General features: G+C 70.9%; 12 protein-coding genes. 5 read left to right on the forward strand and 7 right to left on the reverse strand.

The window, feature by feature from the left end; genetic code table 11:
- Window positions 1-370: 370 nt before the first annotated feature.
- Entirely contained in the window at window positions 371-2,449 is a 2,079-nt protein-coding gene (locus ABT112_RS04465; RefSeq protein WP_351505437.1) for a phosphocholine-specific phospholipase C, read from the forward strand.
- A 128-nt stretch (window positions 2,450-2,577) separates the two neighbouring features.
- Here the strand turns inward: ABT112_RS04465 and ABT112_RS04470 are convergent, their stop codons facing one another.
- Both ABT112_RS04470 and ABT112_RS04475 read right to left on the reverse strand, forming a co-directional pair.
- Window positions 2,578-4,269 (reverse strand): acetolactate synthase large subunit, encoded by a 1,692-nt coding sequence (locus ABT112_RS04470; RefSeq protein ID WP_351505439.1) that lies wholly within the window; start codon window positions 4,267-4,269, stop codon window positions 2,578-2,580.
- A gap of 93 nt (window positions 4,270-4,362) precedes the next feature.
- Entirely contained in the window at window positions 4,363-5,139 is a 777-nt protein-coding gene (locus ABT112_RS04475) for a TylF/MycF/NovP-related O-methyltransferase (RefSeq protein ID WP_351505441.1), read from the reverse strand.
- Window positions 5,140-5,957: 818 nt separating this feature from the next.
- Between ABT112_RS04475 and ABT112_RS04480 the strand changes: the two genes are divergently transcribed.
- The gene (locus ABT112_RS04480; protein ID WP_351505443.1) at window positions 5,958-6,143 is read left to right on the forward strand and encodes a hypothetical protein; all 186 of its coding nucleotides are present in this window, start codon (window positions 5,958-5,960) and stop codon (window positions 6,141-6,143) included.
- A 29-nt stretch (window positions 6,144-6,172) separates the two neighbouring features.
- Here the strand turns inward: ABT112_RS04480 and ABT112_RS04485 are convergent, their stop codons facing one another.
- Entirely contained in the window at window positions 6,173-7,057 is an 885-nt protein-coding gene (locus tag ABT112_RS04485; RefSeq protein ID WP_351505445.1) for an aldo/keto reductase, read from the reverse strand.
- A 309-nt stretch (window positions 7,058-7,366) separates the two neighbouring features.
- On the opposite strand from ABT112_RS04485, the gene ABT112_RS04490 reads away from it, so the two are divergent.
- Window positions 7,367-8,308: a LysR family transcriptional regulator gene (locus ABT112_RS04490; RefSeq protein WP_351505447.1), complete on the forward strand. Its 942-nt coding sequence runs from the start codon at window positions 7,367-7,369 to the stop codon at window positions 8,306-8,308.
- Between the two features lie 171 nt (window positions 8,309-8,479).
- Here the strand turns inward: ABT112_RS04490 and ABT112_RS04495 are convergent, their stop codons facing one another.
- A complete protein-coding gene (locus tag ABT112_RS04495; protein ID WP_351505449.1) occupies window positions 8,480-9,058 on the reverse strand; it encodes a TetR/AcrR family transcriptional regulator in 579 nt (192 codons plus the stop codon).
- Between the two features lie 158 nt (window positions 9,059-9,216).
- Here ABT112_RS04495 and ABT112_RS04500 point away from each other — a divergent pair, with 158 nt between their 5' ends.
- Complete coding sequence (locus tag ABT112_RS04500; RefSeq protein WP_351505451.1) at window positions 9,217-10,059, forward strand: DUF817 domain-containing protein; 843 nt, start codon at window positions 9,217-9,219, stop codon at window positions 10,057-10,059.
- 126 nt (window positions 10,060-10,185) lie between these two features.
- Here the strand turns inward: ABT112_RS04500 and ABT112_RS04505 are convergent, their stop codons facing one another.
- The 3 genes from ABT112_RS04505 to ABT112_RS04515 form a co-directional block, all read right to left on the reverse strand.
- Window positions 10,186-11,115 carry a M28 family metallopeptidase gene (locus ABT112_RS04505; RefSeq protein ID WP_502975241.1) on the reverse strand — a complete coding sequence of 310 codons (930 nt, stop codon included), beginning with the start codon at window positions 11,113-11,115 and terminating at the stop codon, window positions 10,186-10,188.
- 481 nt (window positions 11,116-11,596) lie between these two features.
- On the reverse strand, window positions 11,597-12,190 hold the full coding sequence (locus ABT112_RS04510) for a TIGR03086 family metal-binding protein (protein ID WP_351505455.1): 594 nt from the start codon (window positions 12,188-12,190) through the stop codon (window positions 11,597-11,599).
- Between the two features lie 316 nt (window positions 12,191-12,506).
- Window positions 12,507-13,109: a hypothetical protein gene (locus ABT112_RS04515; protein WP_351505457.1), complete on the reverse strand. Its 603-nt coding sequence runs from the start codon at window positions 13,107-13,109 to the stop codon at window positions 12,507-12,509.
- 1,227 nt (window positions 13,110-14,336) lie between these two features.
- Here ABT112_RS04515 and ABT112_RS04520 point away from each other — a divergent pair.
- Window positions 14,337-15,251 (forward strand): sterol desaturase family protein, encoded by a 915-nt coding sequence (locus ABT112_RS04520; RefSeq protein ID WP_351505497.1) that lies wholly within the window; start codon window positions 14,337-14,339, stop codon window positions 15,249-15,251.
- Window positions 15,252-15,267: the final 16 nt, after the last annotated feature.

Consider the following 15,267-nt stretch of genomic DNA (forward strand, 5'->3'; position numbering starts at 1 on the left):
GGCGCCGCACGGATCGGCCACGGTGGCCGGAACGCAGTGCCGCGGCGGATATCACCACGTGGCCTCCGATGCTCCCGGGCCCCACCTCGGCCGGGTCCCCCTCGGTGCGCGGGATCGCCCTGGCGGCCAACTGCCCGGGATCCGGCTCCGGTTACGGGTGAGATGCCCACCCTCCCGACATCCGCCGCTTGCCCGTAGCATGCGTGGACCGTTCCGCCGCCCGTGCGGCGGAATGCGCCCCTCAGCCATCGGCCACCGACATTCACGGAGACTTCGCGACGGCGTTTCCCCACCGCGACGGAAAGTTCTTGATCACCTGGCGACACTGCCCCCGCCCCGCTCCACTCCGGAACCTCGAGGAGTCAGCCCCATGACCGCCATGAACCGTCGACGCTTCATGCAGCTTGCCGGCGGCACCGCCGCCATGTCCGCGCTGTCCGGCAGTATTGCCCGGGCGGCGGAGATTCCGGCGCATCGCCGCACGGGCACCCTGCGGGACGTGGAGCACATCGTCGTGCTGATGCAGGAGAATCGTTCCTTCGATCACTACTTCGGCTCCCTGCGCGGTGTCCGCGGCTTCGGCGACCCCCGGCCGGTGACGCTCCCCAGCGGGAAGCCGGTCTGGTACCAGTCGGACGGCTCGAAGGACGTGCTGCCGTTCCGGCCCGACGCGGAGAACCTCGGGCTGCAGTTCCTCGCGGGGCTCGACCACGAGTGGAACGGCGGCCACGCCGCCTGGAACAAGGGCGCGTACGACCAGTGGGTGCCCGCCAAGACCGCCACCACGATGTCGTATCTCACCCGCGAGGACATCCCGTTCCACTACGCGCTGGCCGACGCGTTCACGATCTGCGACGCCTACCACTGTTCGCTGATGGGTCCCACGGACCCGAACCGCTACTACATGTTCACCGGATTCACGGGCAATGACGGCAGCGGTGGCGGCCCGGTCATCACCAACGCCGAGCTCGGCTACTCCTGGACCACCTACCCCGAGCGCCTGGAGAAGGCCGGTGTCTCGTGGAAGGTCTACCAGGACATCGGCGACGGTCTCGACGCCAAGGGCTCCTGGGGCTGGACCAAGGACGCCTACATCGGCAACTACGGCGACAACGCGCTGCTGTACTTCAACTCCTACCGCAACGCCGAACCCGGCAGCCCGCTCCACGACAAGGCGCGCACGGGCACCAACGCCAAGAAGGGCGAGGGCTACTTCGACCTCCTCAAGGCCGATGTGCGGGCCGGGAAGCTCCCCCAGGTCTCCTGGATCGCCGCGCCGGAGGCCTTCTCCGAGCACCCGAACTGGCCGGTCAACTACGGCGCCTGGTACATCTCCCAGGTGCTGGACGCCCTCACGTCGAACCCGGACGTGTGGAGCAGGACCGCCCTGTTCATCACCTACGACGAGAACGACGGCTACTTCGACCACATCGTTCCGCCCTACCCGCCGGCCTCGGCCGCGCAGGGGCAGTCGACCGCGGACACCACCACGGAGCACTTCACCCCCTCCGGCGGCGAGGACCACATGGCCGCCCCCTACGGTCTGGGCCAGCGCGTCCCGATGCTGGTCGTGTCGCCCTGGAGCACCGGCGGCTGGGTCAATTCCCAGGTCTTCGACCACACCTCGATCGTGCGCTTCATGGAGCGGCGCTTCGGCGTCCACGAGCCGAACATCTCCCCCTGGCGCCGCACCGTCTGCGGCGACCTGACCACGGCCTTCGACTTCGCACGCAGCGACGCCTCGGTGCCCGGGCTGCCCGGCACCGACGGGTACATCCCGCCGGACCACGACCGGCACGACGACTACGTGCCCACGCCCCCGGCGGATCCGAAGCTGCCGCGGCAGGAGCCCGGACTGCGCCGCGCCCGGCCGCTGCCGTACGACCTCGCCGTCGACGCCAAGCGGCAGAAGGACGACAGCAGGCTCCAGGTCGACTTCGCCAACCACGGCGAGGCCGGAGCGAGCCTGCACATCACCTCGACGACGCGCACGGACGGGCCGTGGACCTACACCGTCGGAGCGGGCAAGCGGCTCTCCGACAGCTGGGCCATCCCCGCGGACGACGAGGGCACCTACGACCTCTCGGTGCACGGGCCCAACGGCTTCCTGCGCCGGTTCCGGGGACACGGCGGCGCGCGGCACCTGGAGGTGAGCGCCCGGCACGACTCCGACCGCGGCCGGGTCCGGCTGATCCTCAGCAATGAATCCGGCACGACCGTCGGCGTCACCGTCCGGGACGCGCACGGCGCGGAGCACCCGGCCCGCTACCGGCTGAGCCCCGGTGAGCGCCGTGTCCACATCGCGGATCCCCGCCGCAGCCACGGCTGGTACGACCTGTCCGTGGTCTCGGACCGGGACAGCGTCTTCCTGCGCCGCCTCGCCGGCCATGTGGAGACCGGCCGCCCGGGAACGAGCGAACCGGCCGTCTCCCGGAAGGCCGACGGCTGACCACCACCGCACTCGGCACCACTGCCCCGGTCCGGCGGACCGGTGGCGGCCCGGGCTTCCCCGGGCCGCCACCCGGCCCGGGCCGCGGGTGCGGGTGCGGGTGCGGGCGGGGAGTCGGCTTCGGCCGTTCAGAACGGGCCGTGCAGCTCGCCGAGCCGCTCCGTGAGCCGCAGGTTCTCCGCGTAGTTCACCGGGCAGGCGATGACGGTGACGGTGTCCTGCGCGAGGGCGTCACGCAGCACCGGCAGCAGTTCGCCCGCCGCTTCGATCCGGTGAGCGCGGGCACCGAAACTCTCGGCGTAGGCCACCAGGTCCGGATTGGTGAACCGGGTGTGGCTGTGCCGGCCCAGTTCCAGCTCCATCTTCCAGGTGATGAGTCCGTACTCCCTGTCCACCAGCACCAGGACCACCAGCGGGATCCGCTCGCGCACCGCGGTCTCCAGCTCCTGCGAGTTCATCAGGAACGATCCGTCGCCCATCATCGCCAGCACCCGCCGCGCGGGGCGGGCGAGCTTGGCGCCGATGGCTCCCGGCAGGGCGAACCCCATGGTCGACAGGCCGTTGGACAACAGACAGGTGTCGGGCGCATAGGTGGGGTAGAGCCGGGCCATCCACATCTTCCCCGCACCGGTGTCGGCCAGGACGATGTCCTCCCGGCCCAGCGCCGACCGCACATCCGCGACCACCCGCTGCGGCACCAGGGGGCAGGTGTCGTTGCCGCGGCCGTACTCCAGTTCGTCGGCGAGGAGCGACCGGATGTGCTCCCCCGCCGCATCCCGCTCGAACCGCCGCGGCACCGCTGCCGCGAGGGCGTCCAGGGCCTGGGCGATGTCCCCCTCGACGCCGACCGACACCGGATAGTGCGCATCGACCTCGGCCGGGAACCGGTGCAGATGCAGGATGCGCTTGTCCGTCCGCGGGTTGATCTTGGCTGGATCGAACTCCTGAAGCTCGTAGCCCACGCAGATCAGGACATCGGCCGAGTCGAAGCCGAAGTTGACATAGTCGTGGCGCATGAAGCCGACCGCGCCGAGGGCCTGCGGATGGTCGTCGGGGAAGACCCCCTTGCCGTGGAACGTGGTGGCCACCCGCACACCCAGCCGTTCGGCGAACCGGACGAGCGCCTCACCGGCCCCGGCCCGCGCGGCGCCGTGTCCCGCCAGCACGACCGGGTGACGGGCACCGGCCAGCACCTCGGCCGCACGGGCGATCTGCGCCGCGGACGGGGCCTCGGCCCGTACGGTGTCCACCGGCAGCGGGCCGAGGGGCTCGGTGAGCCGGGCTCCCTCGATGTCCTCGGGCACCGCCAGGAAGACGGCCCCCGGACGTTCGCGCTGCGCGGTCTTGAACGCCTTGCGCACCATCTCCGGCACCGCCTCCGGGACCTGCACCCGTGCCGACCACCGGGTGACCGGGGCGAACATCGGCACCAGGTCGATCACCTGGTGGGACTCCTTGTGCGTACGCCCGAGGGCCCCCTGCGCCGCCAGCGCCACCAGCGGCGCGCTGTTGGTCACGGCATCCGCCGCTCCCAGCAGCAGGTTGATGGCCCCGGGCCCCAGCGTCGCGGAGCACACCCCGGCCCGCCCGGTGAGCCGTCCGTACATCTCGGCCATGAACGAGGCACCCTGCTCATGGCGGACCAGCACGAACCGGATGGCGGAGCCGTTCAGAGCATCGACGAAGCGGATGTTCTCCTCGCCCGGAATACCGAAGACGTACTCGACCCCTTCGGCCTCCAGGCAGCGCACCAGCAGGTGCGCCACGTCCTCCCCAGGCCTCTCGGCCGGACGACCGCCGGTCGCGGGATGGGTGTTCATGCACCCGAGCGTAAGCACACCCCTACCCGCTGTCGCGGCGACCGGCGCCCGCCCGTACCGGCTCCGGCACGTTCCTCCGCGGCGAGCGGTCGGCTACGGCTTCACCGCGATGCGGCCCTCGTCCATGCGCAACAGCAGCAGCCGCGCCCCGGTCTTCTCCAGGAACTCGTCGACCGCCTCACGGGAACCCTGCCACCAGCCGTAGTCGTCGATGAGCAGCACACCGCCGCTGACCAGACGCGGATACAGGTACTCCAGCTCATGGCGGGTCGAGGCGTACCAGTCGGTGTCCAGCCGCAGCACCGCGATCTCCTCCGGCGCACCGGCCGGGATCGTGTCCTCCACCCGGCCGGGCACATAGTGGACCCGGTCCTCGGGGTACGGGATCTGCGCCATGCCCTCCTGGACGTCCTCCAGCGTGGCGACGGCCCAGATGGGGTGGTCCTTGCTGCGGCGGGACAGCAGGTCGGAGGCCATCTCGCCGTCGCGGCGGCGGTCCTTCTCCGTGGGCGGCGGCATGCCTTCGAAGGTGTCGAAGAGATAGAGGTCCCGGCCGGTGTCGCCGACCGACAGAAGGGTGCGGGCCACCGCCTGCATGCTGCCGCCGCGCCAGACGCCGCACTCGACGACCGCACCCGGCAGGCCGTGGCGGCTGACGTAGCGGGTCGCGAGCACCAGCGCGTTCAGCCGTTCGGGTGAGGTCATGGTGTACGGCCGTACCGCATGGACGGTCCGGCGCGCCTCGTCGTCGTAGTCGGCCGGCAGGCCCGCCTTCGGTTTGGCGGGGGGAGCCGGCGGCGGGACCGGGCGGCGCAGTTCGTAGCCCGTCAGCCGCTCCAGTGATCGGTTCGCTCTCTGTCTCCAGCCCATGCCCACGAACGTAATGCCGTGCGCCGCGCAGCGCGCGGTGAGCGGCGGGCATCCGGGCCCGGTCGCCGGGCGGCCGGTCACCGGCGCCTCCTGTCGGCGCACCGGTGACGCGGTCGGCTGATCCGGTGGTCGGGTGATGTTCCCTTCAGGTGATCGGGTCGTGCGGTGATCATGTGGTCCGGTCGTCGGGTGGTGCGCCCATCCGGTCGTCGGGTCGTGTGGTGATGCGGTGGTGGGCCGATCCGGTCCTTGAAGCCTTCGGGGATGCGGGTCCGAAGGGTCGTCGGTGCGCCGCGCGGATGCCCATGCCCCTCCGGCATCCGGAGCCCCGCGGCAGGATCCCTGTCGCCTCGGCGTATCTGCCTTTCCGTCAAGAAAGAGAATGGCTCCGCCACTCGGTACGGGAATTGCGGATACGGAATGGCGGTGACGGCCCGTTCGACGGCGCGCCGGAAAAGAAAGTCGCATGACGCGGTCCGGCGCCCGGCCGGGGATATACTGACCGGGACCACCCGAATCCGGGTCCCGTGCACCGGGGTTCGGATGGTGAGGAGCGGCCCGTCCGCGCCGACGCGTATGCACCCCCATGAGCTGTGATGATCCATCGAACAGCCCGGACGAGCGTCGCCCGCCCCCGGTACCGCACTCCCCCGGACCGGGCCGCGGAATCACCTCTCCGGAGAGGCAACGGAGAAAAACCGGACGCTCGGCCCGCACAAGAATCCGCTGACCGGACCGGCGGCGGTCCACCGCATTCTCACGCTCTACCCACTGAGGTTCTCTGGTACATCAGCAACACGTCGCGGAAGGCGGCCGCCATGTCCAACTCCCGGGATCTCCTGAAGTCTCGTAAGGGAAGCCGTGTCGGGGATCGGCCCGAATGGCTCCGGACCGCCGGACTGCAACTGCCGGATCTGGCCTGGCATGCCGCCCGCGGGGCGGCCTACGCCGCCGGGAGTGCCGCCTTCAGCCTCCTCGTCGTCTGGTGGCAGTCCCGGCACTGAATCCAAGCGCAACGGCCCCTGTGACCACCTCACATCGGCAGAGCGTCCTCGAGCTGCGTCAGCTCCTCCGTGCTCAGCTCGAGGTCCGGGGCCTTGGCCGAGTCGGTGATGGAGGCCGGGCGGCCGGCACCGGGAACCGGGATCACTGCCGGGGAGCGGGCGAGCAGCCAGGCCAGGGCGATCTGCTGCGGGCTGACGCCGCGGTCGTCCGCAATGCGGTGGAAGGCGGTGCCGGCGGAGGTGGTGCCGGAGGGTCCGTCGAGGGAGCTGCGTGAGATGCCGCCCAGCGGGCTCCAGGGCAGGAAGGCCAAGCCCAGTCGGGTGCTCAGCCGCAGCTCGGGCTCGCTGTCGCGCACGGCAGGCGAGTACTGGTTCTGCACGGAGACGAGCCCGTCGCCGAGGATCGCATGTGCTTCGCGGATCTGTTCGGTGGTGACGTTGGAGATGCCGGCGGCGCGGATCGTGCCGGCGGCGAGCAGCTCGCGCAGCGCGCCGACGGACTCCGCCCAGGGAACCTCGGGGTCCGGCTTGTGCAGCTGGTACAGGCCGATCGCCTCGACGCCCAGGCGCTTGGCGGAGGCCTCGGCGGCCCGCGCGAGGTGTTCCGGGGTGGCGGTGACGGTCCAGCTGCCGTCGCCGGGTCGGCCGCGGCCGCCCTTCGTGGTGACCAGGACGCCGGAGGTATCGCCGCCGTAGCGGGCCAGGGCACGGGCGATCAGCAACTCGTTGTGGCCCACTTCACCGGCGTGCCAGTGGTAGCTGTCGGCGGTGTCGATGAGCGTGACACCGGCGTCGAGGGCGGCGTGGATGGTGGCGATGGCCCGCGCCTCGTCCGGGCGGTGCTCGATGGACAGCGGCATGGCGCCCAGGCCGATGGCGCTGACGGCGGTGTCCGCAAGGGTGCGGTGCTGCATGGTGGCCTCTGTTCCTCGGGTGGTGAGTGGCGGCTCGGTGGCGGGGCTTCGGCGCCGGACAGCCGGTCGGTGGTGCGGGAAGGAGGACGAGCCCGGCTCCCTCGCGCGGGCGTTGCTCATGGCGTAGTGGCGGTCGAAGGGGAACGGCGAAGCTCCCTCGCCCGCCGGGGCGGTCCGGTGGACGGGCTCCCGGGCGACCTGCGCGGCGGGCTTCCGCCGATGACACAGATCGTCGGCATGCCCCCATCCTGGAGACCTATCGTCATCAGCAGAAGTACCGACTTACTGGAAACGTCCTAAGGAAAACTGTTGATCGATGTGCAGCGGCTCCGCGTCCTGCGGGCGGTGGCGGAGCACGGCAGCTTCAACCGGGCGGCCACGGCCCTGCGCCTCACGCCCTCGGCCGTCTCCCAGCACGTGGCCACCCTGGAACGCAGCCTCGGCGCCCAGGTCGTCGCCCGCAGCACCCGTGGCGTCACCCTCACCCCGGCCGGTCAGATCATGGTCGGCGCCGCCGAATCCGTCGCCGCCGAGCTCGAACACGCACAACAGCAGGTCGACCGGCTCAGCACGGGCCGCGTGCAGCTCACCGTCGCCACCTTCACCAGCGGCGGCCGGCTTCTGCTGCCCGGCGCCCTCACCCGGCTCATGGCAGCCCATCCGCGCACCGTGCTCCACCTCAGGGAAGGCGAGCCCGAGGAGACCCTGCCGCTCGTCCGCCAGGGCACCGTGGACGTCGCACTCGCCTACCACTTCGACGGCCCCCTGCCGCTCGGGCCGGGCCTCGGCTCCAGCCTGGAATGGACACCGCTCCTGGAGGACCCCCTGCACGTCGTCCTGCCGGAGCGGCACCGGCTGGCCGACAACGACGTGCTCGACCTCGCCGACCTGGCAGCCGAGCCCTGGGTGCTCGGCTGCCTGAAGACCGAGGTGTACCTGCGCCGCTACGCCGAGCGCGCCGGCTTCGCTCCGGACGTGCGCGGCACGACCACCGACTACTTCTTCGCCCGCTCTCTCGTCGCCGCGGGCATGGGAATCTCCTTGATCCCCTCCATTGCGCTCGCCCCGGAGATCCCTGGCCTTCGCGTTGTCCCGGTCAGACCGCCGGGACCGGTCCGGCACATCGGTGTCGCCGCGATCGGCCGTACGGACCGGCCCCACGTGACGACGCTCGTCCAAGCCCTTCGTGAGCAGGCGGTGCAGCAGCACGAGGGCCTTTCCGCGAAGTCCGGGGCCTGGACCGGCGCCTGAGCGAGCTCCGGGCTTCCGGAAAACGCGCCGGGCGCACTCGGCCGTCGAGACGTGCGCCGCCGCGGGACGGTGAATGAGCCGTGCACCGGTTGACGGTCGCGGCACGGCTCTCGGAGTGCGGAGTGCCCCCGGTCGCGGAGTGGCGTCGACGGGCAGGTGCCCGGATTCCGGTCAGTCGGGTGGGCCGAGTTCCACGACGATCGCCCCGCGCAGCAGGTTGCGGACGCGCTCCAGGGACGCCGAGCCGCTGAGCCACCGCTCGCTGAGGCCCTCCACCATCGCGGTGAGGCGCTCCGCGGCGTCGCCGGCCGCCACGTCCGTGCGGACCGTTCCGCCCTCCTGGGCACGGCGGATGAGGTCGGTGGCGTACTCGTTCCACTCCTCCGTGGAGGCCCGGAGCTGTTCCCGCAGCTCCGGGTCGAACACCGCGGTGGCCCGCACCTCGCCCCAGGCCATGCTGTTCTCCACCACCTCGGGTGCGTCCTGGAGTTCCAGGAGCAGCATCTGTTCGAGGTGGGCGCGCGGGTCGGTGTCCGGGCAGGCGGCCGGCTCGGTGTACCGCTCGGCCCGTTCGTTGATGTGGTCCAGCGTCCGGCGCAGCAGCCCGGCGCGGTCGCCGAAGTGGTAGTAGATCAGCGCGGTGGAGACCCCGGCCTCCTCGGCCAGTTCCTCCACGCGCAGGCCCCGGATGCCGCGGCGTGCGATGACGCGGACGGCGGCTTGCAGGATCATCGTTCGGCGCTCGGACACGCCCTCACCGTACCGGCGAGGTCCGGATGTCCTGACACCGCCCCGGGCAGGGTCGCGATATCCGTCACGGCCGCTCATGCCCGGACATGGGGGCAGCGGTGGATCCGGGCGGGGCGCGCGAGGGGAACCATGGTGCGAGGCTCTGCGTCCGTTGGGGCATGCCCGCGCTCATCGCTCCCCTGCGGCAGCTGTTGCTCTTCGCCTGGCTGGAGACCCGTTGCTGCGGGTTCGCCATCGCTCTGCTGTCCGGTGTCGCCCTGTCGACCGCCCTGCCGCACCTGCCCGTGGCCCGCTACGACCTGCTGCTGGTGTACGGGGTCCTGCTGACCGTGGTGTTCCGGCTCTGCGGGTGGGAGTCCGGGCGGGATCTCGCGGTGATCGCCGTGTGCCACGCCGTGGGGCTGGCGTTCGAGCTGGTGAAGGTCTCCCTCGGGTCCTGGAGCTATCCGGAGCCCGCGGTGCTGAAACTGGCCGGTGTGCCCCTGTACGGAGGGTTCCTGTACGCCGCGGTCGGCAGCTACATCTGCCGTGCGTGGCACGTGCTGGAGCTCGGTCTGGTCCGGTACCGGCGCGGGGCGACGACGGTGGTGGCCGCGGCCATCTATGGGAACTTCTTCAGCCATCACTGGCTGCCGGATCTGCGCTGGGTGCTGGCGGCGGCACTGCTGGCCGCGACGGCCGGGACGCAGGTGCGGTTCACCGTGGGCAGCCGGCGCCGGAGCATGCCGCTGGCCCTCGGCTTCGCGCTGATCGGCTTCTTCCTGTGGGTGGCGGAGAACATCGCCACCTATCTGGGTGCCTGGCGGTACCCGTATCAGATGGATGCCTGGCAGCCGGTGTCCTGGCAGAAGATCGCCGCCTGGGGACTGCTCATCAGTGTGACGTTCGTGCTGGTGGAGTGGACCAGGAGGGACCGGAGCAGCGGCGCGGGCTCACCGGGGCTGCGCCGGATCGTGGGCCGGCTGACCCGGCGGCCCCGTGCCGGGGCTGATGCCGGGTGACGGTCGCAGGCTCCCGGGGCCCCGGCACGGGGCCGCGGCGGTGGTCCGGCACAGCGCCGGGGGCCGGGCCGCGGCCGACCTCGTGGGCCCGGACAGGCGCCCGGGCCCACGAAGGAACGGCACGGCTCAGGAGCTGAGCTTCCAGATGGCGTGGGCGATCGCGTCGGTGTTGGTGTCGAGCGCCTTGTCGTCGACGTTGGAGGCGTCGTCGCAGGCCTGGTGGTAGCAGGGGTCGAAGGCCTCCCCGGCCTTGCCGCCCCAGTCCTTGGCCTGCTTCTCCGTCTTCTTGTAGTCCGCGCCCGAGAACAGCCCGCCGACCTTCACGCCCTTGTCCTTGAACGGGGCGTGGTCGGAGCGGCCGTCGCTCTCCTCCTCGTGCGCGGTCGCGATCTTCTTCTCCGCGTACCAGTCGGTGAAGACCTTCTCGAGCTGCGGGTCGTCGTCGTAGACGAAGTAGCCCGGGTTGGGCGAACCGATCATGTCGAAGTTGAGGTACGCGTCGATCTTCGACACCTCACCGGAGTCCAGGCTGTCGACGTAGTGCGAGGAGCCGATCATGCCGTCCTCCTCGGCGCCCCACCAGGCGAACCGGAGGTGCTTGGTGGGCTTGAGGTCGGCCTTGGCCACGGCGAGCGCGACCTCCAGGATGCTGGCCGAGCCGGACCCGTTGTCGTTGATGCCGGGGCCGTCGCTGATGGAGTCGACGTGCGAGCCGGCCATCACGACCTTGTCGGCGCTGCCGCCCGGCCAGTCGGCTATGAGGTTGTAGCCCTTGGCGCCGTTGTGGTCGAACTCCTGGACCTTCGTGGTGAATCCGGCCTTGTCCAGCTTGCCCTTGAGGAACTCCACGGACGCCTTGTGACCGGGCCGGCCGTGGGCGCGGTTGCCGCCGTTGGCCTCGGCGATCTTCTGGAGCTCGGCCAGATCGGCCTTGACGTTCTTGACGTCGATGTCGGGCGCGGCCTTGGGGGCGGCGGTACCGATGGTCGCCTGGGCTCCGCCTGCCGTGACGACCAGCCCTGCGGCGAGGGCGGTGCAGGCGCCGGCGGCGAGCATGCCGCGGCGCAGAGGTGTTGCAGTGAACACTGTTGGCTCCTGAAGTGGGGGGTTGGAGCTGAGCAGTTGATGAGATCAAGAGATTGACGGCCTCTGCGTCAATCGTCAAGAGCGAATACCGAACGCGGAGTTCCCACCAGCGGACATCCGGCCATGCCGCGGCCGAAAGGCATACGGTGCACCCTGCGCAGACTCACGGCTGCGCACCAGGCCTGCGGTGGAGCGGGGTCGGGCGGAGTGGGATCGGACACATCGGCCGGGCGGGCGGTGGCGCCGGGCGACCGAGAGCTCCCGGACGTCGAACACGACGCGCATCAGCCGGAGCGGCCTCGGGCTGCCGCTGATGGGGTGATCCGTACTCGATCCAGGCGGTGAGGCTGCGCGGCAGCCCTGCCGTCGTGGGGCGACCGTCCGTCGAACCGGGCCGACGGGCCGGTCGGCGGGTCCGCCCAGGGGTGAGTCGGGTGGGTGGACGGGCGGTTCAGCCCGCTGCCCACAAGGGGTCGCGACCGCTGAGGCCGATGACGCGGTCGAGGAGCGGGGCGCCCTCGGGCACGTCGACCACCGGGCCGAACAGGCCCTCCCGTCCCGCCTCCTCGCCGGGCACGGACATCAGGGACACGAATTCCAGGGACGCGTCGAGTGCCGGCGGATCGCAGTCGTAGGGCTGTCCGCTGGCGCGAGCGATGTCCCAGCCGTGGATGACGAGCTCGTTCAGGGCGACCTTGCCCGCCACCTCGGCCGGCAGGTCGATCCCGCCCGCCCGGGTCATGCCCTCCCAGGCCCGGGTGTCCCGCCAGGCCGCGGCGAGCTGCTCGAGCTGCCGGGGGATGCGGGTGCGCCAGTCGGCACCGAGCCGGGCCGCGTCACCGGAAGGGCTCTGTACGGACTCCCCTTCGATGTCCTTCACGGCAGCGGCGGCGAAGGCCCGCGACAGCCCGTCGACGTGCTCCACGAGATCCCCGAGGGTGTAGGCGGGGCAGGGCGTCGGCGCCGCGAGCAGGTCGTCGGTGACGCCTTCGAGCAGGTTCGCCATGCGGCGCGTCGTGGGGCCGAAGTCGATCATCGCGGTCATCGAGGCTCCTCCGGGCGGCGGCGTGGGTCCGGCACTCACCCTGCCACGGCGTACGGCATTTACCACCGAGACACATCACTTCCGGAGCAACCGTCGCAAGCACTCCCCCTGAGGACGGTTACCGCCGGACTGGGGATATTCCGCCACCACCGACAAAAGGGGCGAAACATAGGTGGGAGGGATGGAGTCGGCAGGCTCCTGAGGGCCGGGGCGCGCCGAGAACCATGACGCGGCGCACGGACGCCTCCGCGGGGATGACCGTGGGACGCCCGTACGCCGCGTCATGCATACGCTTCGGTTGTCGAGCGGGCCGTTCTCAGTTGCCGAGCAGGCCGTTCACTCCGGAGCCGACACCGCCGAGGACGCCGTCGACGGTGCGCTTCAGCGGGCCGTCCTCCTGCGTGCCGCCCTCGTCCTCGCCCTCGCCCTGCGGCTCGTCCGGCGAGCCGGTCGGGTCCGTCGGCTCCGCGGGGGCCCGACCGCGCCCGGAGTCCCCGATTCGTCCGTCCGGGGAAGCGGGCGCCCCGGAGCTGCCGGACGCGGAGGCGCCGGCCGGGCTCCGGTCCGTCGGGGTGGCGGTCTTGGTGCGGGACGGCTCGGCCGAGTCGCTGCCCGCGGGCACGTCCCGCTCGCCGGACGGCGTCTTCTTCTCGGTCGGCAGGGGCTCCGGCTCCGCCGAGGAGCTCACGGTCAGACCGGTCCCGCTGCCCGCCTCGGACGGGGCCGTCTTCTTGGGACGGTGCGTCTTCTCGGAGCGGGTGGCCCCGGGGTCCGGGAGGTCGGGAGTGGGACGGTAGCGGGCGCCGGACTCGGCCCGCGCGGGCGTTTCGTCACCGACCGACTGCAGCGCGAAGGCCAGTACGCCCACGACACCGAGAGCGGCGGCGGCCGTGAATATCGCGGAATACGCGCGATTCACCCCGTGAGGTCGTCCATGCCTGCCCATACGACTGCCTCCGAGTTCTGCCGTTCGACTGTGCCACCCCATTAAAGCGTGACGGCCCGGCGTCACGGCAGGAGGGTACTGTTCTTTCGCGGACAGCATGGTCGGCGTTACTTCCCGGGATCGAAAGAGGGAACATTCCCCTCGCAATGCGATCAGCGGGTGCATTGTTCGGATGCTTCGTGAACCGCACTCGCCTGCCGGGCCCGGTCGGGTCGGGTCGTTTCCGCGGTCGGGCATCTCGTTCCCTCGATACGGAATGATCTCCCCGACGCCATCGCACCGACGCCGCGCACACATGATCACCTCGGCCACTCGCGGGGCAGCGGCCGGGGCGACGCCCCGAGCCCGACGCCCCGCTTCCGTCATCGCAGATCAGAGGGCAGATCCAGGAGACCGTGCGGCACCGGGCTCGGCCGCGGGGCGAAGTCGCATCCGTCCACCTGCCGGGAGGTGGACGGCCATCACCGCCCACTCCCCCAACAAGCCTGCGTCACACCCTCCCTGAACCGGTGAATTGCCGTCAGGGAATGCGGGATACCGCGAGGAGCGATCCGAGCCGGCCGGAGTCCGGCAGAACTCTCGCAGCGAAGGTTCGAGAGGGAGATACGACAGGGAGACACACCCAGGGCGAAATGAGACAAAAGAATACACCCGTTTGCCCTCTATCCACCTGAACACCCTCGACACCTGAACGATGTTGAGCATGGGGGTGAGCAATTCCAACCACCCCTGAAATTCGTCCACTTCGACAGTGTCGACAACGGGATGAGCCATTGTCGAGTTCATGACCCACCCGTCTCTCCCGGATGCGGCGGGCCCGGAGTCGATCCGGCGGCACAGGGAAGGACGCCGAGCTCCGGAGGCGAACAGGGCGTCAACCCGAAGCGCACCTTGGGCGCCGCACCCCGAGAGGCCGTGGAATCCCGCACGCCAGACGCCGGAAGGGCTCCCTCCGATTGAAACGATCGGCGGATTCATGACACATCAGCACGTACGGGTGAATGTGCTGATGTTCTGGTGTGCCGACTGGTCACGGGCGGCAGTCTTATGCGGGCTCGTTCAGTCTTGGGGGGAAGGCGGCTGACGGTGGTCTTGGAACCGCGTCGTTGGTTGAGGATCAAGTGTTCCCGGGGGGTGCCCGAGTTCGCCCGCGGCAGCGGACGTGCCGTGGGCGAACTCGGGCACGGCACGTCCGCTGCCGTGGGGCGCGGGCCCGCTCCCGTCGCCCGTACGGCAGGGCGCCTGCGCTCCGCTCTCCGCCACACGGCGTATCCGCTGCTGCTGGCGGCTGTGGTCCTCGTGGTCGCGGCGACCTGGCACTTCCACTGGGACGAGGGGCGGGTCTCCCCGTTCTTCCTCGTCGGCACCATCGGGTATCTCGCGCTGCTGGAGCGTGTCATCCCCTACGAGCCCGCGTGGCACCCCGGCCCCGGCGAATGGGGCTGGTACGGGGTCTACTTCCTGCTGACGATGGCGGGCGGAGGCCTGGCGCAGTTCGGGGTCACCGGCGCCGTCCGTCTGCTGTCCCCGCCCTCCCACCCGGCAGTGCCCCTGTGGGCCGAGGTCCCGTCCGCCCTCCTGCTGGGCTCGCTGGCCAGCTATGCCGTCCACCGCCTGAGCCACCGGCACCGGTGGCTGTGGCGGCTGCACGGTGTGCACCACGTGCCCGACAAGGTCAATGTCGGCAACAACGGGGTCAACCACATCGTCGACATCGTGCTCGCCCAGGGCACCGTGCAGGTCGCTCTGGCCCTGGCCGGGTTCTCCGCCGCAGCGGTCTTCGCGGCGGGGCTGTTCGTGGTGGCGCAGGGCTACTTCGTGCACGCCAACATCGATGTCCGGCTCGGCCGGCTCAACCATGTCGTCGCGAGCCCCGAACAGCACCGGCTGCACCACAGCACCGACCTGGCCGAAGCCGGCCACTACGGCTCCGACCTGTCGGTCTGGGACCACCTGTTCGGGAGCTACACCTGGCATCCCGGCCGCAGACCCGCCGCGGTGGGGCTGCAGGACCCGGCGTCCTTTCCCGGAACCGGTGCCGTCGTCGAGAGCCTGCTCCAGCCCTGGCGCCGTCCGCGGCGGCAGGCAGCCGCCCCGGCCGCTCCGCCTCGGTGACCACTGCACACCTTCC

It is taken from the genome of Streptomyces sp. NPDC002055, from assembly GCF_040296705.1.
Taxonomy (GTDB): domain Bacteria; phylum Actinomycetota; class Actinomycetes; order Streptomycetales; family Streptomycetaceae; genus Streptomyces.

Excerpts from the sequence above, each read along its gene's own strand:
- ABT112_RS04465 (WP_351505437.1), top strand. The coding sequence starts at position 371 with ATGACCGCCATGAACCGTCGACGCTTCATGCAGCTTGCCGGCGGCACC.
- ABT112_RS04470 (WP_351505439.1), bottom strand. The coding sequence starts at position 4,269 with ATGAACACCCATCCCGCGACCGGCGGTCGTCCGGCCGAGAGGCCTGGG.
- ABT112_RS04475 (WP_351505441.1), bottom strand. The coding sequence starts at position 5,139 with ATGGGCTGGAGACAGAGAGCGAACCGATCACTGGAGCGGCTGACGGGC.
- ABT112_RS04480 (WP_351505443.1), top strand. The coding sequence starts at position 5,958 with ATGTCCAACTCCCGGGATCTCCTGAAGTCTCGTAAGGGAAGCCGTGTC.
- ABT112_RS04485 (WP_351505445.1), bottom strand. The coding sequence starts at position 7,057 with ATGCAGCACCGCACCCTTGCGGACACCGCCGTCAGCGCCATCGGCCTG.
- ABT112_RS04500 (WP_351505451.1), top strand. The coding sequence starts at position 9,217 with ATGCCCGCGCTCATCGCTCCCCTGCGGCAGCTGTTGCTCTTCGCCTGG.
- ABT112_RS04505 (WP_502975241.1), bottom strand. The coding sequence starts at position 11,115 with ATGCTCGCCGCCGGCGCCTGCACCGCCCTCGCCGCAGGGCTGGTCGTC.
- ABT112_RS04510 (WP_351505455.1), bottom strand. The coding sequence starts at position 12,190 with ATGACCGCGATGATCGACTTCGGCCCCACGACGCGCCGCATGGCGAAC.